The 22,091-nt window shown below is 42.6% G+C and carries 16 protein-coding genes; 8 read left to right on the top strand and 8 right to left on the bottom strand.

What is annotated here, in order from left to right; all coding sequences use genetic code 11:
* Positions 1-72 precede the first annotated feature (72 nt).
* Positions 73-1,497 carry an L-serine ammonia-lyase gene (locus tag E4635_RS02525; RefSeq protein ID WP_135525031.1) on the bottom strand — a complete coding sequence of 475 codons (1,425 nt, stop codon included), beginning with the start codon at positions 1,495-1,497 and terminating at the stop codon, positions 73-75.
* A gap of 133 nt (positions 1,498-1,630) precedes the next feature.
* Here E4635_RS02525 and E4635_RS02520 point away from each other — a divergent pair, with 133 nt between their 5' ends.
* Both E4635_RS02520 and E4635_RS02515 read left to right on the top strand, forming a co-directional pair.
* Entirely contained in the window at positions 1,631-3,556 is a 1,926-nt protein-coding gene (locus E4635_RS02520) for an LTA synthase family protein (protein ID WP_135525030.1), read from the top strand.
* Positions 3,557-3,559: 3 nt separating this feature from the next.
* On the top strand, positions 3,560-4,141 hold the full coding sequence (locus tag E4635_RS02515; protein WP_135525029.1) for a dual specificity protein phosphatase family protein: 582 nt from the start codon (positions 3,560-3,562) through the stop codon (positions 4,139-4,141).
* A gap of 279 nt (positions 4,142-4,420) precedes the next feature.
* Here the strand turns inward: E4635_RS02515 and E4635_RS02510 are convergent, their stop codons facing one another.
* Both E4635_RS02510 and E4635_RS02505 read right to left on the bottom strand, forming a co-directional pair.
* Entirely contained in the window at positions 4,421-5,281 is an 861-nt protein-coding gene (locus tag E4635_RS02510) for an EamA family transporter (RefSeq protein ID WP_135525028.1), read from the bottom strand.
* Positions 5,282-5,298: 17 nt separating this feature from the next.
* Positions 5,299-6,054 (bottom strand): DUF3667 domain-containing protein, encoded by a 756-nt coding sequence (locus tag E4635_RS02505; protein ID WP_135525027.1) that lies wholly within the window; start codon positions 6,052-6,054, stop codon positions 5,299-5,301.
* Between the two features lie 233 nt (positions 6,055-6,287).
* Between E4635_RS02505 and E4635_RS02500 the strand changes: the two genes are divergently transcribed.
* Genes E4635_RS02500 through E4635_RS02490 form a run of 3 tightly spaced genes read left to right on the top strand, consistent with a single transcriptional unit; the run spans position 6,288 to position 7,202 of the window.
* Positions 6,288-6,578, top strand: a complete 291-nt coding sequence (locus tag E4635_RS02500) for a hypothetical protein (RefSeq protein WP_135525026.1) — start codon at positions 6,288-6,290, stop codon at positions 6,576-6,578.
* A 6-nt stretch (positions 6,579-6,584) separates the two neighbouring features.
* The gene (locus E4635_RS02495; RefSeq protein WP_135525025.1) at positions 6,585-6,893 is read left to right on the top strand and encodes a hypothetical protein; all 309 of its coding nucleotides are present in this window, start codon (positions 6,585-6,587) and stop codon (positions 6,891-6,893) included.
* A 3-nt stretch (positions 6,894-6,896) separates the two neighbouring features.
* Complete coding sequence (locus E4635_RS02490) at positions 6,897-7,202, top strand: hypothetical protein (protein ID WP_135525024.1); 306 nt, start codon at positions 6,897-6,899, stop codon at positions 7,200-7,202.
* A 39-nt stretch (positions 7,203-7,241) separates the two neighbouring features.
* Here E4635_RS02490 and purL read toward each other — a convergent pair whose 3' ends face one another.
* The 5 genes from purL to E4635_RS02465 all read right to left on the bottom strand — a co-directional run bounded on the left by purL (position 7,242) and on the right by E4635_RS02465 (position 17,346).
* On the bottom strand, positions 7,242-10,907 hold the full coding sequence (gene purL / locus E4635_RS02485; RefSeq protein ID WP_135525023.1) for a phosphoribosylformylglycinamidine synthase: 3,666 nt from the start codon (positions 10,905-10,907) through the stop codon (positions 7,242-7,244).
* Positions 10,908-10,988: 81 nt separating this feature from the next.
* Positions 10,989-12,830, bottom strand: coding sequence for an endonuclease (locus E4635_RS02480; protein WP_135525022.1), 1,842 nt, complete (start codon positions 12,828-12,830; stop codon positions 10,989-10,991).
* 156 nt (positions 12,831-12,986) lie between these two features.
* Entirely contained in the window at positions 12,987-14,807 is a 1,821-nt protein-coding gene (locus E4635_RS02475) for an endonuclease (protein ID WP_135525021.1), read from the bottom strand.
* Positions 14,808-14,886: 79 nt separating this feature from the next.
* The gene (locus tag E4635_RS02470; protein WP_135525020.1) at positions 14,887-15,993 is read right to left on the bottom strand and encodes an endonuclease; all 1,107 of its coding nucleotides are present in this window, start codon (positions 15,991-15,993) and stop codon (positions 14,887-14,889) included.
* A 138-nt stretch (positions 15,994-16,131) separates the two neighbouring features.
* On the bottom strand, positions 16,132-17,346 hold the full coding sequence (locus tag E4635_RS02465; RefSeq protein WP_135525019.1) for an RsmB/NOP family class I SAM-dependent RNA methyltransferase: 1,215 nt from the start codon (positions 17,344-17,346) through the stop codon (positions 16,132-16,134).
* A gap of 304 nt (positions 17,347-17,650) precedes the next feature.
* On the opposite strand from E4635_RS02465, the gene lpdA reads away from it, so the two are divergent.
* The 3 genes from lpdA (at position 17,651) to E4635_RS02450 (ending at position 22,024) form a co-directional block, all read left to right on the top strand.
* Positions 17,651-19,039 carry a dihydrolipoyl dehydrogenase gene (lpdA, locus tag E4635_RS02460; RefSeq protein WP_135525018.1) on the top strand — a complete coding sequence of 463 codons (1,389 nt, stop codon included), beginning with the start codon at positions 17,651-17,653 and terminating at the stop codon, positions 19,037-19,039.
* Positions 19,040-19,357: 318 nt separating this feature from the next.
* Entirely contained in the window at positions 19,358-19,777 is a 420-nt protein-coding gene (locus tag E4635_RS02455; protein WP_135525017.1) for a cupin domain-containing protein, read from the top strand.
* A gap of 336 nt (positions 19,778-20,113) precedes the next feature.
* Positions 20,114-22,024, top strand: a complete 1,911-nt coding sequence (locus E4635_RS02450) for an SPFH domain-containing protein (RefSeq protein WP_135525016.1) — start codon at positions 20,114-20,116, stop codon at positions 22,022-22,024.
* The last annotated feature ends 67 nt before the right edge of the window (positions 22,025-22,091 follow it).

Genomic DNA, 22,091 nt, shown 5'->3' with positions numbered 1-22,091 from the left:
TTTTGTGCCTTTTATATTTTGAAAAAAAATACTTTACAAAGTAAATGCAAACTTTGCATTGAAAAAACGGTACTAACAATCCGCCATATTCACAGCAACTGCAAGGCCTCCTTCGGAAGTTTCCTTGTATTTGTTGTTCATATCCTTGGCAGTCTGCCACATGGTGTTGACTACTTTGTCCAGAGGTACTTTGGCATTTTTAGGATCGGTTTCCATAGCCAGTTCTGCCGCATTGATGGCTTTGATGGCGCCCATGGTATTTCTTTCGATACAAGGAATCTGGACTAAACCGCCTATTGGGTCACAGGTGAGTCCCAAATGGTGTTCCATGGCAATTTCAGCCGCCATCAAGACCTGTTCGGGAGTGCCTCCCATTACTTCGCAAAGAGCTGCTGCCGCCATCGCGGAAGAAACGCCTATTTCAGCTTGGCAGCCACCCATCGCTGCGGAAATGGTTGCCCCTTTTTTGAAGATACTGCCTATTTCTCCGGCTACCATCAAAAATTGCTTGATGTGGTTTTTGTCAGCTTGATGGTTTTCAATGACCATATAATACATCAGGACGGCAGGGATAACGCCTGCACTTCCGTTAGTGGGTGCCGTAACGACACGGCCTAGTGAAGCATTTACTTCATTGACCGCCAAGGCGAAACAGCTTACCCATTTGAGGATCTGACGGAATTTGACTTCCGTTTTCCGGATAGATTCCAACCACTCTTGAGGATTGGAGTAATTGGCCAGCCCGATAAGGTTTTGGTGCATATCGAAAGCACGGCGGCGCACGTGTAAACCGCCCGGAAGGATTCCTTCGCTATGGCAGCCAATATACATGCATTCCAGCATGGTATCCCAAACACGCATCAATTCATGGTCAATGGCTTCTTCAGAGCGCATGGATTTTTCATTATCGTAAACGATTTCGGAAATCTTGCGGTTTTGCTTCTGGCAATATTCCAATAATTCGGAGGCCAGGTTAATAGGATAAGGGAAAGCGCATTTGATTTCCACTTTCTTTTTGGCATTGTCCCGTTCTTCTTTCACCACAAAACCACCACCTATCGAATAAAACGTGGATTCGTAAGTACGATCAGAGGTATAGGCGGTAAATGTCAATCCGTTAGCGTGGAAAGGAAGGAAGTTTTTGTTGAATACAATATCGGTCGCGATTGTAAAATCGATAGGCAAGTCACCATTTAGGTTGAGCTTGTGGTTTGCCCTGATGCTTTTTATAATACCGTCGATATCCTGCACCGGGATGTATTCCGGGTCCTGCCCGCTAAGTCCAAGCATGACAGCCAAATCGGTAGCATGGCCGGTCCCGGTTAATGACAGCGAACCATACAGGTCCACTTTTACACGAATGGTCTGCTCGAGGATGTTTTCTTCTTTTAATTCCTTCAAAAACCGTTCGGCGGCACGCCAGGGCCCAAGCGTATGGGAACTGGAGGGTCCAACACCAATTTTTAGCATATCAAAAACCGAAATACATTCTTCCATAACCTAAAGTGTAATTAACTAGGACAAATATAGTTTTTGTTTTACATATCTTAAATAAATATTAACCATTAAAATGCCTTCGTAAGCGTATATTTTTTCTATTTTTACCAGTACATTCAAAAACAGAACTTCAATGTTTAGATTTTTCAGGTTACAGGAATATAAAGTCCTTTTTTACAGAATCTTATTGGCTTATGTATTTTATTTTTTGGCAAGGGTAGGATTTTTTATCTACAATTATAAATTGCTCAAAGTAGATTCCGTTTCCGAATTCCTCACGTTGTCGTACCACGGATTGGTCTTTGATACCACAGCAATCTTGTATGCAAACGCCCTGTTCCTGTTGTTTTCGATCCTTCCTTTTTGGACCAATACCACAAAAGGTTACCAGAAGTTCCTGATGTATTTGTATTTTACCTGCAACCTGGTTGCGTATGCTACGAATTTTGTCGATTTCATTTATTATAAATTTACCTACGCCAGGACGACCATCGCCTTTATGGACATCGTGAAGAACGAATCCAATAAAGGGAATATGTTTTTCCGTTTTATCGTGAGCTATTGGCACGTATACCTGCTGTTTTTCATCATGGCGTTCCTTTGGGTGTATTTGTATAAGAAGGTAAAAATCGTACCTAAAAAACCCATCAGCAAATCCGGTTATTTTATCTCTTCTATTATAGGAGTGCTAGTTATTGCTACTTTGGCGGTAGGTGGTATCCGCGGGGATTTCAAGAAAAGCACACGCCCCTTGAATATCATTGATGCCAACCGTTATGTAGAAAAACCGCAACACGCCGATATTGTCCTCAATACGCCTTTTGCCATCATCCGGACCATTGGGAAAACCAGTTTCAAAAAAATAAACATGGTACCTGAAAGCGTGGTAGAACAAAATTTCCAGCCGATAAAACAGTACCGTAACAATCCTAAAACGACACCCAATATCGTATTGATCATTACCGAAAGTTTCGGGCGTGAATATTTGGGGGCTTTCAATCCTAACTCTACAATAAAGGATTTTGTAAGTTATACGCCTTTTATTGATTCGCTGGCGCAACATAGTATGATTTATACCAATGCGTATGCCAACGGCAGCAAATCTATCCACGGGATGTCATCAGTGGTGGCGGGCGTGCCTTCTTTTAGGGATGCGTTCACTTCTTCGCCTTACCCTAAACAGAAAATCCAATCGCTGGTTTCCTGCCTTAAGGAAATGGGCTACGATACTTCGTTTTTCCACGGAGCGCCAAACGGTTCGATGGGATTCCTTGGTTTTGGCAATATTTTAGGCTTTGACCATTATTACGGAAAGACCGAATTCAACAATGATTCTTTATATGACGGTGTCTGGGGCATTTGGGACGAGCCGTTCCTGCAGTTTATGAAACAAACCCTGGATAAGAAGAAAAAACCGTTCTTCAGTACGATTTTTACGGTTTCCTCACACGAGCCTTACGTTGTCCCAAAAGAATTTGCAGGGAAATTCCCTAAAGGTACCATCCCGATGCACCAGTGCGTAGGGTATACCGATTATTCGTTTAAGAAATTTTTCGAATCGGCAAAGAAACAACCTTGGTTCAAGAACACCATTTTTATCATTACCGCCGATCATGGGAATATTACGGCTTATGACGAATATTATAAAATCATCAACAGGCAGGCCGTTCCCATCCTGATTTACAAACCGGACGAAAGTCTTAAGGGTGAAGTACATGATTTGGCACAGCAGATCGATATCTATCCGACGGTTTTGGATTTAGTAGGTTATGACAAGCCTTTCAGGAGCTGGGGAAGAAGCTTGGTCGGGGATACAAAAATCATTCCGTATGCGATTAATTTCAACGGGAACCAATACCAATTCCAGCGAGGCAATTATATTTGTACTTTTGACGGAAAGAAAATTACCGGTTATTATGACAAAAACGATAAAGGGCTTGAAAAAAACCTGATGGCGCATCCTAACAAGGAAATGCTGGCAGCGGGCCAGGCCTGTGAAGCTTTTGTGCAGGATTATATGAGAAGGATTATCGATCAGCAATTGTATTATAAAAAATAGCATATGAAAAAGAAAATAATTATAGTAGTTCTTTTGGTGGCGGCTTTCTTTGGAGGGAAGTATGTGTATGATATGAACATCAACCATAATTTCGAGACCATTACCGAAGGCAAAGTGTATAAAAGCGGTGTGATCCCGCCGGACGAAATTGCGGACTACGTTAAAAAATACCACATCAAGAGTATCGTAGATTTGCGTTTCCCGGGAACCGGCGATTTGGTCAACAATCCGGAAGTGCCCAAAGAATTAACGGCCGAGAAAGAAGCGGTGGCTAAAATTCCGGGTGTCAATTATTTCAATAACGGTTCGGACCAGGTACCGCAACAGCACAACCTGGATACTTTCTTTAAGATTATGGACAATAAGGACAATTATCCGGTGCTGATCCATTGTTACCACGGAGTGGGGCGCGCAGAGATGTATTCGGCCTTGTACAGGATTGAGTATGAAGGCATGGATAGGGATGAAGCCCGGACCAGTACAAGGTTCCTGACCAAATTCAGTTCCTTCGATTTAGGAAAACCGAAAGGCGACTTCCTCCACAATTATAAAACAAGGAAAGAAAAAGATTCTTTAGCAAAATAAATACGAAGCCTCAAATTGATTGGGGCTTTTTTTGTGGCGTTTTGTTATGTTACACGAGGCTGTGCAAACACTACACAAGGCAGTGCAAACACTACACGAGGCTGTGCAAACACTACACGAGGCTGTGCAAACGGTACACAAGGCTGTGCAAACGATACACGAGGCTGTGCAAACGCTACATGAGGCTATGCAAACACTACACGAGGCTGTGCAAACACTACACGAGACTGTGCAAACGATACACAAGGCTGTGCAAACAAGGCATCATTTTCTGAAAGATTATTGGAGCTGGGAATAAGCGATACAAAGGATGGCCAGGATGGAACAGGCAATTCCGAGGTAATTCAATTTAGTCATTTTCTCTTTAAAGACAAGGATTCCGACGGCACTGCCCAATAAAATCACACCCATGTTCATGGAGGCAAAAACGGTTGAAGGATTGGCAGGCAGCGCCTGATGGGCTTTGATATAGAAGGAGATATTGGCAAAATTGAAAACCCCAACGCCCAGTCCCCAAAGGATATTGCCAAAACCGAATTGCTCCTTTTTGGTTACCAAATAGTACAAAGAAATCAGTGAAGCGATAATCATAGCACCGCAGAAAATAAAGAAAAGCAGTTGGGTGAAAGGCATTTCGTTTACGGATGCGGTTTTCTTGAACAGGACATCAATAATTCCAAAACCGGCCAAAACCAAAAGGAGGTAATACCAGTTGGGGTTCTTGCTTTGGGTGGTATCTTTTTTGTACAGGGTGAGAAGGATGGCTGTAAAGGCACACAATAATCCTATGGTTTTGAAGGTGTTGAACTTTTCTTCAAAAATATAATAAGATGCAATCAGGGAGATGAATAAGGACAACCGCTGTGCGATATCTGTTTTGACGATACCGTTATACCGGATCGCTTTTGCCTGGAAAACAAAAACAACCGGAAGCAACAAACAGAGCCAGAGCACGATATAACCGGTTGAATGACTGAAGTTAACGCTCAGGTTCGGTTTGTAGGCCACATAGGTGAGCAGCAACGCAAAAACATAATTCCAAGTGATGATCTGGTAAAAACTGAGGTTGTTTTTTTTGACGGTTTTGAGTAAAACACCTACCAAAACGCTGCAGAGAATACTAAGAATTACAAATACCATGGCAGTATGTTTGTTGTTTATTTATCGATATACAGGATGCCTAAAGTAGCAAAAAATGTAATTTCAACCATTAAAAGAAACCCGAATAGGCACATGTTGAATAAAAACCTCCTTTTTGAATAGTCGGAATGAAAAGCATTATAATAGGCAAAAGGCACGTAGGCCATTATGGCAAATGATATAAGCAGGCTTGAAAATTTGGATACGACATCGATATATTTGAAAAAATCGAGGAAACTGAGTATTTCGGTCAGGGTTACCAAAAGAATAACTCCAAGGTAAACCATTCCGGCAATTATAAAATGCTCGCTGAAATTCAGTCGTTTCCGCCTAAAAACCAAGAAGCTGTTTAGGGCAAAAAGCGGGACGATAGAAAAAATAATCAGTTTGGCATGTTCGGAGAGGAACCTGTCGAGTTCGCTTTCGTCGGATTCTTTTTCAAAAACAATGTTGAGGTACTTACTTGAAAACACATCGTAATAATGGCTCAGGAAAATATTCAGGCCGATAAGCACCAAAAGCAGGTAAAAAACATTGTAATACTTTACCCTTTTACCGCTTATATAGTCCAAGGAACCCTTTCCGGGCCTTATGAGTGCTTCTTTGATTGTAAATAAAATCCCTTTTTCAAAATGCCATACACCATGCAGGATATCATGGAGGACAAAATGTTTGAAGGTAATGCGGTGGGTATCTGTTTTTTGGCCGCAATCGTAGCAAAATTTCCCCAGTACTTCCTGATGACAGTTTAGGCAGTGTGATGAATGACTCATTATAGTTTGTTAAAAGCAACGCAATGATACGAAAAAAACTGCTGAAGCCAAAAGAGCAGCAAGCGATATAATGGAAGTTTTTTTGAACGGCTTTGAATGAAAAAGGGTAATTTCACCCTGCAAAAATGAGGTATTTCCTTACTAAAATGAATGATGTTATGTTTAGATTTGGGTATTAAAATAAAGCAGACGCCGAAAAGCTTGAGAGTAGGCATTAACTAAACAGTAATATTATGGGAACTTTATTTTTTGCAGCTATGGGTTGGTGTGGAACAAAATATCCAGGATGGTGGTGGGGGCCAAAACCGCCGCACCCGGATCCTGAACCATGGTGGAAATATGCGGTAATATCAATTGTAGGTATCGGAGTGGGAATTGCAGGAGGTATGTTTTTTAACAATTCAATTGCAAATGACACTGTGTTTGCCGGACAAGGTATGATAGCTTCCGGTTTGTTCAGCCTTGCGGCTTCTAACATTGTAACAGGTATCGCCTCTATAGCGATGGATTCCAGAAAGCAATAACAGCCTATGGAATTTTTATTTTTTGCAGCTTTGGGCTGGTGGGGAACAAGGTATCCCGGCTGGTGGAAGAGCTTTCGAAAATCAAAACCGCAGCCAATTCCGTGGAAACCCGAAACCGAACCGTGGTTTTATGTGGTCATATCGGCTGTAGGCATAGGTGTTGGGGTAGCGAGCGGTTTGTCTTTTAGCAATACCATCGCCAACAACGCTTTTTTTGCCGGACGCGGACTGATTGCTTCAGGCTTGTTTAGTTTTGCAGCTTCGAACCTTCTTACCGGTATAGCTTCGCTACTAATGAAAACTCAAAATCAATAAATTATGGAAACATTCTTTTTTGCCATATTAGGTTGGAGTGGTATGAAATTCAAAGGATGGCGGCTCTGGCTTGCAGAACCCGATCCTGTACCCTGGAAACCCCAGCCGGTCCCCTGGAAATACGCTTTCCTATCCTCAATCGGGATAATAGTGGGAATTGCAGCCGGTTTGTTTTTTAAGGAAAGCATTGCAAACGATGCACTATTTGCAGGACAGGAAGCCATATCTTCCGGCTTATTCAGTTTTGCTGCTTCGAATATCGTGACCGGTTTGGCTTCCACGATGATGAAAGAAAAAGCGATGCGATAAAAAAAATCCTTTCTTGAATAAAGAAAGGATTTTTTATGGTTATTTATTTTCGATCCATTTTCTGGCATTTACAAAAGCTTCATGCCATGGCGTTACTTCGTCTTTATGGCCGTTGTTTGGATAATGGGCCCAGTTCCATGGGAAAGTGGAACGCTCAATATGCGGCATGGTTACCAAATGGCGTCCGGTCTTATCACACATCATGGCCGTGTTGAAGGCTGAACCGTTCGGATTGGACGGATATTCGGCATAACCGTATTTCCCGACGATTTCGTATTGGTCTTCCGCATACGGCAATTGGAATTTACCTTCTCCATGGGAAACCCAAACCCCTAAAGTAGTACCTTCCAGGGAAGAAAGCATCACCGAATTGTTTTTTTGTACCGTAACCGATGTAAAAATACTTTCGTGTTTCTGGCTCTCGTTATGCAACATTTTTCCGTGTACCTCATGCTCCGGATTGATCAGTTCCAGCTCCATAAACAATTGGCATCCGTTGCAAATCCCGACAGAAAGCGTATCTTCTCTTTTAAAGAAGTTTTTCAGTGCGGTGTTCGCTTTTTCATTGTATAAAAAGGCTCCGGCCCATCCTTTGGCAGACCCTAAAACATCGGAATTGGAAAATCCTCCCACAGCTCCGATAAACTGGATGTCTTCCAGGGTTTCACGACCTGAAATCAAATCGGTCATGTGGACATCTTTTACATCAAAACCGGCCAGGAACATCGCATTTGCCATTTCCCTTTCGGAATTGCTGCCTTTTTCACGGATGATGGCTGCTTTAGGTTTTGCTTTTGAAGTATCGATAACAGGCGCTTTTCCGTCAAAATGAGAAGGGAAAGTGTAGGCAAGCGGCTGGTTTTTATAATTGGCATAACGGACTGCTGCGGTACCGTTTTTGGATTGTTTCGAATCCAGGAGGAATGATGTTTTGAACCATGTATCCCTTATTTCTGTAATGTTGAAATTGAAATGTTCCTCAAAATTGCTCACAGAAACCGTGTTTCCTTCCACTACGCTTCCGATATTGAAAATTTCGATACTATTTTGGGCAAAAACAGCTTCCACTTCTGCATCGGCCTGGAAAACAACAGCGATGTTTTCGTTGAATAAGGTTTTGACAGTGTCTTTTTCTCCTAAAGAAGAGAGATTATACTGCGCTCCGAGGTTAACATCGGCGAAACTCATTTCCAGTAAAGTGGTAATCAAACCACCACTTCCAACATCGTGTCCGGCCTTGATTTTGCGCTCTTTTATCAAATCCTGTAGAAGGGCAAAGGCTTTTTTGAAATACTCCGCATTTTTAACCGTTGGGGTTTCCGCCCCGATTTTATTCAAAACCTGGGCAAAAGAAGATCCGCCCAATTTGAAAGTGTCCTGAGATAAATTGATATAATAAATGTTGCCGCCGTTTCTTTGTAAAACCGGTTCGACAACTTTTGTGATATTGGAACAATTCCCTGCTGCCGAAATGATAACCGTTCCGGGAGCAATGACTTCATCATTCGGGTATTTTTGTTTCATGGAAAGTGAATCTTTCCCTGTCGGGATGTTGATGCCCAATTCGATGGCAAAATCTGAACATCCTTTTACAGCTTCATACAACCTGGCATCTTCTCCTTCATTTTTACAAGCCCACATCCAGTTGGCAGAAAGCGAAACGGATTTCAACCCGTCTTTTAAAGGCGCCCAAACCAGGTTTGATAAGGCTTCCCCGATGGCATTTCGTGAACCGGCCACAGGATCGATCAATGCGGAAACAGGAGAATGGCCTATTGTAGTGGCAATTCCTTCTTTCCCTTTAAAATCAAGGGCCATCACACCAACGTTATTTAGCGGCAATTGTAATGGTCCGGCGCATTGCTGTTTGGCCACCCGTCCACCCACACAACGGTCCACTTTATTGGTCAGCCAGTCTTTACAGGCTACAGCTTCGAGCTGGAGTACCTGGTTAAGGTAGGCTGGGATATTGGAAACGGCATAGTCCAGGCCGGCGTAATTCCGGGCAATGGTTTTATCTGCCATAATTGTTTTTGGAGAACTTCCGAAGAAATCTTCCAGGGCATAGTCCATTGGTTTTATCCCTGTTGATTTTGATTCGAAAGTAAAACGATGGTCTGACGTTACATCACCCACCTGGTACATTGGCGAACGTTCCCTGTCTGCAATTTTCTGAAGGATGTCGATATTTTCCTCTCCGATAACCAATCCCATTCTTTCCTGGGATTCATTTCCGATGATTTCCTTGGCCGAAAGGGTAGGGTCTCCTACTGGCAGTTTGTCCAGGTCGATCAATCCTCCGGTTTCTTCCACTAATTCGGAAAGGCAGTTTAGGTGCCCTCCGGCTCCGTGGTCATGAATGGAAACGATAGGGTTGTTGTCACTTTCTACCAATCCACGGATGGCATTGGCAGCACGTTTTTGCATTTCCGGGTTGGAACGCTGGATGGCATTGAGTTCGATTCCTGAACCGAAAGCTCCGGTATCTGCAGAAGATACGGCAGCTCCGCCCATTCCGATCCTGTAATTCTCACCACCTAAAATAACGATTTTATCACCTTCCTGCGGTTTTTTCTTGATGGCTTGATCGAGTTTCCCGTAACCGATTCCACCGGCTTGCATGATCACTTTGTCATACCCTGTTTTGCGGCCTTCTTCTTCGTGCTCGAACGTTAGGATAGAACCGGTAATCAGCGGTTGCCCGAATTTATTTCCAAAATCGGAAGCTCCGTTGGACGCCTTGATCAGGATATCCATCGGTGTTTGGTATAGCCAAGGCCTTTCGTTCATGGATTCTTCCCATGTCCTGCCATTTTCCAGTCGGGAATAAGAAGTCATGTAAACAGCGGTTCCAGCCAAAGGCAATGAGCCCTGGCCTCCGGCCAAACGGTCACGGATTTCTCCTCCCGAACCGGTTGCGGCTCCGTTGAAAGGTTCAACAGTTGTAGGGAAATTGTGAGTTTCGGCTTTTAAGGAAAGAACCGAATCAAATTCTTTTTCAGTGTAAAAATCAGGTTTGTCCGCAGATTTAGGGGCAAATTGGGTAACACGGGGCCCTTTTACAAAAGCAACGTTGTCTTTATAGGCCGAAACAATATCGTTTGGATTTTGTTCAGAAGTTTTTTTGATTAGTTTGAATAAGGAAGTAGGTTTTTCTTCCCCGTCAATCACAAAAGTACCATTGAAAATCTTATGGCGGCAGTGTTCGGAATTGGCTTGTGAGAAAGCAAAAATCTCCGAATCAGTCAGTTTGCGACCTAATTTGACAGCCAGGCTATTTAAATAATCCACTTCTTCGCTACTTAAAGCCAAACCTTCCTGCTGGTTGTAAGCGGCAATATCTTCAATGTCCAAAATAGGTTCCGGAAGGATATTGATGGTAAAGATGTCCTGGTTGAGTTCGGTATATTTTTGCGAAATCATCGGGTCGAATGCCATAAAATCAGAAGTTGATTTTTCAAACTCTTCAATCCTGATAATCCCCGAAATACCCATGTTCTGGGTAATCTCAACGGCATTCGTGCTCCAAGGCGTTACCATAGCGGCACGGGGACCAACAAAAAAATCCGTCAGTACGGATTTTTCTATTCTATGTGCGTTGCCAAAAAGCCAGTTTAATTTATTGATGTCTTCTGCAGATACTTCACTAGCGCTTGTATGTACTGCAAAAACCGAATTGGTTTGGTTTCCGAAGAAATAAATCATTGTGTGTGTTGTTTGTGTTGTTGTGTTGAAAGTGCAAATTTAGTATTAAAAAAATAAAGCGGCAATTTTGCCGCTTTATTTTTAGTTAATAATTATTTTTTTAGTAATTGTTTTGGAGTCTTTAGTGAATTTTATAAGGTAAATTCCTTTTTCCAAATGGGATATTGTGATGGGAATACCGGTATTGTTTGTCCTTTCAAAAACTTTTTCGCCAACGACGGAATATATGGCAACCGTGCTGCCGGCCGATGTGGTTTCAAATCCTATTGTGAATTCGCCGTGGGAAGGATTCGGGTAAATCCTGAAATCATTTCCTGTGGTTATTTCTTTGGTTTCCGCTTCCTGGCCCAGCCGATTCCCGATCCCGGAGCAGGTATCGGTAGTATAAACGGTCCAATCGGCCGATTTGTTGAAAGTGGTTTTGGGAACCGTAACCGTTGTTTTTCTGCGCAGCGTTTCATCAATCGAAAAATCGGCTGTTCCGCCATTGAATGTTCCAATAATGTCAATTAGCACGCCATTTTTGAATAAACCGAGTGCATCATTTCCGTTGAAAGCCAATTCTGTTGCCGTTGTCGAAACATTGGCTGAAGAGGTTGGATAACATGCTGAAGATATCGAACTATTGACCAGGACGAATTTTGCCCCGTTGGCCATCGTTCCCGATAAAACCAATCCTGTACTCCAGGACCCGGAACCATTGGTTTGTTTTTTAATGCTATAGGAAGAAAGGCTAACGGAACTTCCGGTGGCATTGGTGATCTCAATGGCTTTATTGTTGGAAGAACCTTCCAGGTATTCTGAAAAATACAAATCGGTTGCTGTTGCGGAGGAAGAAGATGTGGTTGTATTTACAGTCGCGCTGGAAGCAGATGTATTCCCGGCAGCATCTTTGGCCTTAATATAAAAAGAATAAGCAGTGGCGGCAGTTAGCCCTGTGATGGAAGCGGTTGTGACAGAAATCGATGTTTTCAGGCTTCCGTTCATATAAATATCATATCCGGTAACGGCTACATTGTCAGTTGAGGCTGTCCAGTTCAAAGTAAGGGATGTCTGGGCAATGTTTGACACCGTCACGTTCGAAGGTGCGGTTGGAGCCTGGGTGTCTGCAGGCGGCGTTACGGTTCCCCAAATTGCATTTACATATTCCGGATGGTCAATATACGGATTACGGTTTCCCTGGCGGGCATAAATAGCGTTGTTGCGCGCTATCTCACGGGCACTTACCGGATCCTGGGTGTGCCATGCCAGTAACATATCCCTGAAAGTGTTGGTAAAAACCTGGTTGCTTGTCCCGTTAAACATTGGATAAGAATAACCTGCAATAGTATTTTCATATCGGGTGGCAAAATAAAAATACATCCGGGCAATGTCTCCTTTAAATTCATTTACCGGTTCAAAAACCGTCCCGGAATATCCTGAAACAGCACTGGAACCTAATTTGCTTCCGTTTAAGGATGTCCAGGTTACCGTAGCTACTTTTCCGTGAGGGTAATTGCCTCTCATCCCGTTTACTTTCCCATCGGTAGGAGTAATGTGGTGTGCATCGGAAACCATTGGGGCCGATTCGTTAAAAACAGATTGCGGAACGATGTGTTCCCTGTTATAACAATTCCCTTCTACACTATAAGTACCGCATTGATCCGTGCTGTACGTATATTCATAAGGATCCGCTCCCGTAGGGTTTTCAGAATAAATATCGATTATAGTATTGTCATTTTCGTATTGATTGTCCCTGTCCGAAGTGCCAAAGGTTGTCCAAAGCCCGGCATAACCTTTATCGGAATGCCCCTTTATTTTGTTGTATAATTGAGTTTTAAGAGTGTAACCTGTCCCGGTTGCCGTATTATAATAACCGGAAGGGATCTGTGAAAACGAGAAAATCGAAAATAAAAAGGCAAGCAATACTAATTTTGATTTCATTGTTGAATGGTTTGGTTAGTTTCAGTTTTTTACATCATACAAAAATATTTATAAGATAAACAATAGGTTTGAGGGCAAGATTATATAAAGGTTATGTTACCGTAACCTGATGATAAAACTAGGTATAAAAAAAGCGGCAAATTTGCCGCTTTCTAATTAGTTGATAACAATCTTTTTAACAATTGTCTGATTATCAGAGCTTAACTTCAATAAGTAAAAGCCTTGAGGTAAGTTTTCCAGAGTATAAACATCCTGGTTGGCCTTCGGATGGTCTAGCTGTTTGATGATTTGCCCGTTGACATTAACTAATTGGATCTGATCAAGCGCCGTAAGGGTTTTGATATTGATGCGATGGTCATTTGCCGGATTCGGATAAATAATAAACTCTTCGATAGTGAAATCATTAACATCCATCGGGCTGTAGCAAGTCCAGGTCAGGTCATCAAACGCCACACGATTGCTCGTGGTTGTATTGGAATCGAAACTGATCACAACATTCCCTGCAGTATTGATATTTGAAAGGGTCGTAGTGGTTGCCGTTGCGCTATAAGGGATTGTCCCGGCAGTAACGCCGTTCACTTTTACCGTAAAAGTTCCGGCTGAACCGGTAAATTTCAGTTGTGTAGTCACGGTTATTTCTCCAATACCATTAGAAATCGTGCCCGATGTCAAAGAACCGTTCCTTACCGTAATCGATTTCGTATTGATGGTCTGGTCTGTCCTGGAATCTGTTGCGGTCCAGGAAACGTTTGTGGTCGGGTTTGTCCAGGAATAGGTGCCGTAGGTCGAACCGCCTGAAGGGATTGCTTCAAAATTTTCTGTGATCGAACCGGAACAGCTTCCACCGGTATTGGCCAGTGTAGTCCCATTGGTAGTATTGCTCGCAGGCGAAAGGTTGTCCTTACAGTCTTTGGCAATCACATAAATACTATAGGTAGTAGAAGGATTCAAACCGTTTAATGTAATGGAAGTAGTACCTCCGCTGGAAGCATATTTCACACCATCAACATAAATATCATAATTGGTTACACCGATATTATCCGTGCTGGCTGTCCAGGACAACGTTATGGTAGAGGATGTCGTATTGGTTACAGTAACATTCGTTGGAGCAGTAGGCGCCTGGGTATCAGCCGGGCAACTGGTTGCACCCCAAACCAAGTCTACATATTCAGGATGGTCAATATAAGGGTTACGATTGTTTTGTCTGGCATAAATAGCATTGTTTCGGGCAATTTCAAAAGCACTTACCGGATCATTCGTATGCCAGCTCATCAGCATTGTTAAGAAAGCCGAATCAATCGCAGGATATGCATTTCCGCTAAAAGCAGCATAAGAATACCCTGAAACAGTTGTTTCGTAACGGGTTACAAAATAAAAATACATCCTGGCGATGTCTCCTTTGAATTCATCAATCGGTTCGAACACGGTCCCGGAATAGCCTGGAACGGCACTGGAACCTAATTTACTTCCATTTAATGAGGTTATTGAGGCAGTAGCCACTTTCCCATGCGGATAATTGCTCCTTACACCATTTACTTTTCCGTCGGTAGGAGTAATGAAATGTGCATCTGAAACCATTGGCGCATTCGAATCAAAAATAGACTGCGGAATCATGTGCTCCCTGTTGTAACAATCTCCTTCGGCGCTGTAATTCCCGCAACGTTGCGTACTTCCAGGGGAATAATTGTAAGGATCAGCTGCGGTTGGCCTTTCGGAATACATATCCATTATGGTACCGTCATTTTCGTAAAAACTATCGATGTCTGAAGTCTGGTAAGTCGTATACAGGCCGTTATAGCCGTTATCTGTGGAAACATGCTCTGACGCTAAGCCATTGTTAACATTATCAATGATTTTCCTAAGATTGGTTTTCAAAGCAGCTCCCGTTCCTGTTGCCGTATTGTAGTAACCGGCTGGAACCTGGGCAAATCCGATCATCGTAAAAAGGATTGCAACTAAAGAGTAGATTTTTTTCATTTTGGTTTTTCTTGATTAAAGATTTGTAACGCGTTTAACAGTAAAGCAAACGTAAAAAAGCGGCCATAGCCGCTTTGTTTTAGTTTATAACAACCTTTTTAATGATTGTTTTATCATTTGAACTCAATTTAAGGAAATAAAACCCTTGAGGTAAATTTTCTAAAGTATATGTATGATTTTGAGCTACCGGATTTTTAACCTGCTGCATCAATTGACCATTTATATTGACCAGTTCTATTGTATCCAGGATGGCTTCAGAATCGATATTTATCTTGTGGTCGTTCGACGGATTAGGATACACATTGATATTGGCCGATAAAGCAAACTGGTCTGTAGCCAATGGGAATCCCCATATCTGTGTTGCAAATTCAGGATGGTCAATAAATGGGTTCCTGTTGTTTTGTGCCGCACAAACGGCATTGTTACGGTCAATTTCCTTTTGACTTACAGGATCTGCCAAATGCCAGGTAAGCATCAAGTCCAGGTACCAGTTCTGGTAACAATGGTCGCTTGTACCATCCAGGACTTTTTGACCGTTATTGGTCGGGTCGATATTTTGCCAGGAAGCAATTCTATCCTGATAGCAGGTTGCCATATAAAAATAGTTTCTGGCAATATCTCCTTTGTATTGGTCAGCCGGTTCAAAAACAACTAATGAAGCTGGACTATTTGGAGCTGTACAAACCCCTACTTTAGAGCCATTGCTTGTAGTATATGTTGGAGTTCCGCCTACAACGCCGTAAGGAATGCTCCCTCTTTGGCCATTGTCTTTTTTGTCAGTCGGCATTACGTGGAAAGCATCGGTATACATCGGTATTCCTGAAGTGCCACCAAACCAGCTTTTAGGAAAAGTATGCTCTCTGTTGTATCGTTCGCACTCAACAGATCCGCCGGTTCCATTATCCTGGTTTCCACCTGTAGCTACTGATCCGAAAACGAAATTGCAGTTAGAATAAACATCCCAGACTTTGCCGTCTGCCCTTACATCTGAAGTGTAATACAAATTCCATAAGCCCGGAGTATAAGATAAGGTAGTATGCGAGCCGATTATGTTGAACAATTGTGTCTTTAGCGTATAACCTGTTCCGGTTGCTGAACTATAGTAAGTTGTTAAATTCGACGGGCATGTTTGGGCAAAACCAACCGCCATGCTTAATGATAATAATAAAACGTAGATTTTCTTCATAGTAATTTTTGTAATAAAATGCTTATAATGTGCTTTTAAATTTTGGGGCAGCAAACTTACATTAAAATTCCAATATTGGATTAGAATTTTAACAAATTTTTGTTTTTGGCCTTTTTACGTATGAAAAATACTATGGTATTATGCTTTTCTTTCCAGCAAAGCCATATAGAATCCGTCAAAACCTGATTCGGAAGCTAAAATCTTCACGTCTTTGGCAAAGGTAAAGTTTTTTCCAGTCTCAGAGGTTAAGAATTTCTTAATTTGCTCCTGATTTTCAGAGGGTAAGACCGAGCAAGTGGCATAGACAAGCTTTCCTCCGGGCTTTACTATTTTAGAATAGCTTTCCAGGACTTCTGCCTGGACTTTGCGGATATTGTCGATGAATTCAGGCTGGAGTTTCCATTTTGCGTCCGGGTTTCTTTTTAAAACGCCCAAACCGCTGCAAGGTGCATCAATTAGGACCCTGTCGGCTTTTTCGTGCAGTTTTTTGATGACTTTTGTTGTGTCGATAATCCTGTATTCGATATTGAAAGCACTGTTTCTTTTCGCTCTCAATTTTAATTGCTTTAATTTGCTTTCATAGAGGTCCATAGCGATCAATTGCCCTTTGTTTTCCATTAAAGAAGCAATATGAAGCGTTTTCCCGCCCGCGCCGGCACAAGTATCCACGACCCTCATCCCGGGTTTTACATCCAGGAAATGGGCTACTAATTGTGAGGAAGCATCCTGTACTTCAAACAATCCTTCCTTGAAGGCATCTGTTAAGAAAACGTTTGCTCTTTCCTTAAGTACCAAGGCTTCCGGCTGGTCTTTCAGGGTTTCCGTATCGATGTTCAGATCCATTAAGATGGAACGCAGTTTGTCACGGGTTGTTTTTAAGGTATTGGTCCTCAAAATAACTTTTGCCTGCTGGTTTTGGGCCGCGATTTCGGTAGCCCAGACTTTCTCTCCCAGTTCCTTTACGCCCAATTCGTCCATCCAATCCGGAATGGATTCCTTGATGGCTCTTATTTTTGACAATTCGTCAAAACGTCCTTTTATTTTACGTTCAGGAGTTCCGTCCAGCTGGCGCCAGTCCGGGATTGGGTAACCGCGAAGTACCGCCCATACGGCGAACATCCGCCAGATATTGTCACGGTCGAAAGGTTCTTTGACTTCTGCAATTTCAGAATACAAGCGCTTCCAGCGTACGATTTCATAGATGGTTTCGGCTACGAATTTGCGGTCGGAGCTTCCCCAGCGTTTGTCTTTTTTTAAGGCTCGTGCCACTACTTTATCGGCATATTCCCCTTCGTTAAAAATTGCGTTTAAAGAGTCTATCGTTGTGTAAACTAAATTCCTATGTAATCTCATGTTTCAAAAATTGAGGCGCAAAGGTACGATTTATTAGTGTAAAGTCATAAAGTCATGCTGTGGAAAGTTTTAAAGTGGCAAATTCATACATTAGAATATGTTTTTATACCGGATTTTGCGTTCCTGATAGCAGCGGAAATCCTTTTTTGTCTTTAAGTACCGCTCGCTTGCAAAGCGGATGCAGGAAACATGGCAAAAAAGATTGCAGCGGATAGCAGGTTAAAACGCCCTAAAAAAACATTGAAATATTTTAGTAGTACATACTATTTGCTTATTTTCGCTAACTGAAATTAAATACTGAAATATGAAATACGATATTATTGTTTTAGGAAGTGGGCCAGGAGGTTATGTAACAGCCATCAGAGCATCGCAATTAGGATTTAAGGTAGCGGTTGTCGAGAAGGAAAACCTTGGAGGCGTTTGCTTGAACTGGGGTTGTATCCCAACCAAGGCTTTGTTGAAATCAGCACAGGTTTTCGAATACCTCAAGCATGCGTCCGATTACGGATTGACGGTAAAAGAGTTCGATAAGGATTTCTCTGCCGTGGTTTCCCGTTCCCGTGGTGTTGCTGAAGGAATGAGCAAAGGTGTCCAGTTCCTGATGAAAAAAAATAAGATCGATGTTATTGAAGGTTTCGGAAAACTTAAGCCTGGGAAAAAATTAGACGTTACGGCGGCTGACGGTAAAGTAACAGAATATAGTGCAGACCATATCATCATTGCTACCGGTGCCCGTTCCCGCGAATTGCCGAACCTGCCTCAGGACGGTAAGAAAATCATCGGTTACAGACAGGCGATGACCCTTGCAGAGCAGCCTAAATCTATGATTGTAGTAGGTTCGGGAGCGATTGGGGTGGAATTCGCAAGTTTCTACAATGCGATGGGAACCCAGGTAACTATTGTGGAATTCATGCCAAATGTTGTGCCTGTTGAAGATGAAGATATCTCAAAACAATTTGAGCGTTCTTTGAAAAAATCAGGTATTACGGTGATGACAAATGCTTCGGTTGAAAAAGTGGATGTATCCGGAAAAGGTGTAAAAGCTACCGTAAAAACAGCCAAAGGAGAAGAAATCCTGGAAGCGGATATTGTACTTTCAGCTGTTGGTATCAAAACAAATATCGAAGGTATCGGACTGGAAGAAGTAGGTATCGCTACAGATAAGGATAAGATTTTAGTAAACGCATACAACCAGACCAATATTCCGGGCTATTATGCCATTGGAGATGTAACGCCTGGGCAGGCTTTGGCTCACGTTGCTTCTGCTGAAGGAATCAATTGTGTGGAAAAAATTGCAGGCCAGCATGTAGACCCGATTGATTATGGGAATGTTCCGGGCTGTACTTATGCGACTCCGGAGATTGCTTCTGTAGGCCTTACTGAAAAAGCGGCTAAAGAAAAAGGATATGAGATCAAAGTAGGGAAGTTTCCTTTCTCGGCTTCAGGAAAAGCAAAAGCTGCCGGGACTCCTGACGGTTTTGTAAAAGTGATTTTCGATGCAAAATACGGAGAATGGTTAGGCTGCCATATGATTGGTGCCGGAGTGACCGATATGATCGCAGAAGCGGTTGTTGCCCGTAAACTGGAAACGACAGGGCATGAGATCCTGAAATCGATCCACCCGCACCCAACCATGAGTGAAGCGGTTATGGAAGCCGTAGCCGATGCTTATGGCGAAGTGATCCATTTGTAAAAACAGTAGTACTGTCATTATAGGAATCCGTTTTGCGAAAGCAAGACGGATTTTTTATTTCTATGTATTTGATATTCGTTTGAAAATCAGTACTTTATTGCTGGTTTTTCACTACATTTGTAACACTGAAAAAGCGGTTGTCCTGCTTTGGTTTCCAAAAACTGGTTTTCTCCGGAAGTTCTCCATAACTGTCAGGTTTTATCACACTTACATTTTTAAAAACGGCGATATCTTTTCGCTGCGCAAACACGTACCACATTAAACGGCAGGAAACAGGCAAATGCCACACAAACTGAAAAATAATTTAAATAAAAGACAATGAAAACAATGAAGCTAATTCCAACGGTGCGGTTCATTGGGTTATTCCTAATGTTTGGCACCTATTTGTATGGGCAGGATCCTCATGTTGTGGCTCCTTCGATTTATAAAAGAGTTGTCCTGGAAAATGAAAATGTGCGGGTATTGGAACTGGAAATTGCTCCCGGTGAAATTGTTCCATGGCATTCCCATCCCAATCATGTAGCATATGCCTTAACAGATGCAAAACTCGAAATTACAGACAAGGGCAAAGCTCCGGTCGTTGCCGATATCAAAGCTGGCGAAGCCATGTACATCCCGGCAGTGACCCATATGGCCAAAAATTTAGGCACTGCGCCTGCCAAAATAATTGTTACCGAAATCAGGAATAACAAGAAAAAAATGAATGCCCATGCTGTCACTGCCGTTAAAAAAGAATAACCGGGCGTACTAAAATAGGCTTTGGCTACCCCTAACAATCCGTTTTGTGAAAACAAGGCGGATTTTTTATATGCTTGATTTACAACAGTTTTAAATCCTATGAAAAATAATTCAATAGGTTTCTGTAACATTTGAATTTTCTTATCGTATAATTATCGATTTTAAAGAAATTAATATTCAATAATGACACAAAGGTGTTGTAACTTCAAAAGGGATTCAAAATCAGGCTGATGCCAAGGATCCAAAATCGATAGCCATCGAATTTACAAATCATTCTTCTATTAATCGGTTCTAAAAATCAAAAACAAAACAAACATTCATTCAAAACCTAATTAAATGACAACAATTTTCTCTTTTTGGTGGATAATCCTTGTGGTATTATCTGTCTTGTTTTACAAATTCGTACTGCGGGTTTTCTTCGGGATGGTTATTGTCCCGGAAAACAGAATAGGTTTGGTAACCAAGAAATTCGTGCTTTTTGGTGCAGACAGATCTTTACCGGACGGACGTATCATCGCTACCAAAGGCGAAGCAGGTTTCCAGGCGCAGACACTGGCTCCCGGTTTGTATTGGGGCATGTGGATCTGGCAGTATTCAGTCGATATGAGCCCATTTACCATTATTCCGGAAGGAAAAATCGGATTGGTCTTAAGTAAGGACGGTAAGGAAATCCCGACCGGTAGGATTTTGGCACGTAAAGTATTCAGCGATAATTTCCAGGATGCCAAAGCCTTTCTTGATAATGGAGGGCAGAAAGGACGCCAGACCGCTTTTATTACAACAGGTTCGTACCGTATCAACACCTTCCTTTTTGAGATTGTGATAGCAGAACAGGTGAAGATTTTCGAAAACATGATCGGTATCGTAACAGCCCTTGACGGAGATCCCATTCCAATTGGTCAGATTGCCGGTAAGTATGTAGAAGGCCATAATAATTTCCAGGACTGCGACGAGTTCCTGAACCAGGGTGGAAACAGAGGTTTGCAGCCGCAGGTAATGCTGGCCGGGTCATATTATATCAATACCTGGGCCATCCAGATCGAGCAAAATCCTATGACCGATGTGCCTATCGGATATGTAGGTGTGGTGATTTCTTATATTGGCGAGGACGGGCTGGATGTGACCGGAGAACATTTCAAACATGGTAATATCGTATCCAAAGGACAGCGAGGCGTATGGATGGAACCTCTCGGCCCTGGAAAATATGCCTTAAACAAATACACGACCAAACTGGAAGCCGTTCCTACCACAAACCTGGTATTGAACTGGGCCGATGCCCGAAGCGAATCGCATAACCTGGACCATAACCTGTCAACCATTACAGTACGTTCCCAGGATGGTTTCCCGTTCAACCTGGATGTCTCCCAGATTATCCACGTCCCGGCAAACGAAGCGCCTAAAGTGATTGCCCGTTTCGGAAGTATGACCAACCTGGTTTCACAAGTTCTGGAGCCTACCATTGGTAACTATTTCAGGAATTCGGCTCAGGAAAGCGATGTGATTTCTTTCCTAAGTACCAGAAAAGAGCGCCAGGAATCGGCTAAGAACCATATTAAGGTAGTTTTGGATGAATACAACGTAAACGCTGTCGATACACTGATAGGGGATATTGTACCTCCGGATTCTTTGATGAAAACATTGACTGACAGAAAGATCGCCGAGGAAGAACAAAAGACTTACCAAACCCAGAAAATGGCACAGGAACAACGCCAGGGAATGGAGAAAGAAACTGCTATTGCCGATATGCAGAAAGAAATCGTAAAAGCGTCCCAAAGTGTTGAAATTGCGCAAAGGACTGCAGATGCTACTGTTAAAAAAGCGGAAGGTGATGCGACCAGTTTAAAACTGAATGTCAACGCAGAAGCGGAAGCCACAAAAATGCGTGCCAATGCCGAAGCCGAAGCAACCAAAGCAAGAGCGGGAGCACAGGCGGAAGCAACCAAGCTGACAGCAAGCGCGGATGCCGAAAGGATTTCCAAAACAGGTTTGGCCGAAGCCGAAAAAATCATGGCTATTGGTAAATCTACGGCGGAAGCTTATCAGTTACAGGTTTCTGCCATGGGTGGCGATAACTTTACCAAGTATAAGATCACGGAAGAAATCGGTAAAGGGAATATCAAGGTAATCCCTGATGTGCTGATCTCCGGGGCAAGCGGTTCAGAAGGAGGCATCAGCGGCCTTTTGGGGATGAAACTCATGGAAATGATGGACACCAAGACCGAAAAAGAGGAGCCTAAAAAGAAATAAAAAGCTTTTGAAAAGCAACCTGTCAACCGACAGTAATGATAATGGAGTCTTAGGGCTCCATTATTTT

The sequence above is a fragment of the Flavobacterium humi genome, from assembly GCF_004745595.1.
GTDB classification, from domain to species: domain Bacteria; phylum Bacteroidota; class Bacteroidia; order Flavobacteriales; family Flavobacteriaceae; genus Flavobacterium; species Flavobacterium humi.
This window is presented reverse-complemented; position numbering and strand designations above follow the sequence as displayed.

Coding starts and splice junctions, on each gene's coding strand:
- E4635_RS02525 (WP_135525031.1), bottom strand. CDS start 1,497: ATGGAAGAATGTATTTCGGTTTTTGATATGCTAAAAATTGGTGTTGGA.
- E4635_RS02520 (WP_135525030.1), top strand. CDS start 1,631: ATGTTTAGATTTTTCAGGTTACAGGAATATAAAGTCCTTTTTTACAGA.
- E4635_RS02515 (WP_135525029.1), top strand. CDS start 3,560: ATGAAAAAGAAAATAATTATAGTAGTTCTTTTGGTGGCGGCTTTCTTT.
- E4635_RS02510 (WP_135525028.1), bottom strand. CDS start 5,281: ATGGTATTTGTAATTCTTAGTATTCTCTGCAGCGTTTTGGTAGGTGTT.
- E4635_RS02505 (WP_135525027.1), bottom strand. CDS start 6,054: ATGAGTCATTCATCACACTGCCTAAACTGTCATCAGGAAGTACTGGGG.
- E4635_RS02500 (WP_135525026.1), top strand. CDS start 6,288: ATGGGAACTTTATTTTTTGCAGCTATGGGTTGGTGTGGAACAAAATAT.
- E4635_RS02495 (WP_135525025.1), top strand. CDS start 6,585: ATGGAATTTTTATTTTTTGCAGCTTTGGGCTGGTGGGGAACAAGGTAT.
- E4635_RS02490 (WP_135525024.1), top strand. CDS start 6,897: ATGGAAACATTCTTTTTTGCCATATTAGGTTGGAGTGGTATGAAATTC.
- purL (WP_135525023.1), bottom strand. CDS start 10,907: ATGATTTATTTCTTCGGAAACCAAACCAATTCGGTTTTTGCAGTACAT.
- E4635_RS02480 (WP_135525022.1), bottom strand. CDS start 12,830: ATGAAATCAAAATTAGTATTGCTTGCCTTTTTATTTTCGATTTTCTCG.
- E4635_RS02475 (WP_135525021.1), bottom strand. CDS start 14,807: ATGAAAAAAATCTACTCTTTAGTTGCAATCCTTTTTACGATGATCGGA.
- E4635_RS02470 (WP_135525020.1), bottom strand. CDS start 15,993: ATGAAGAAAATCTACGTTTTATTATTATCATTAAGCATGGCGGTTGGT.
- E4635_RS02465 (WP_135525019.1), bottom strand. CDS start 17,346: ATGAGATTACATAGGAATTTAGTTTACACAACGATAGACTCTTTAAAC.
- lpdA (WP_135525018.1), top strand. CDS start 17,651: ATGAAATACGATATTATTGTTTTAGGAAGTGGGCCAGGAGGTTATGTA.
- E4635_RS02455 (WP_135525017.1), top strand. CDS start 19,358: ATGAAAACAATGAAGCTAATTCCAACGGTGCGGTTCATTGGGTTATTC.
- E4635_RS02450 (WP_135525016.1), top strand. CDS start 20,114: ATGACAACAATTTTCTCTTTTTGGTGGATAATCCTTGTGGTATTATCT.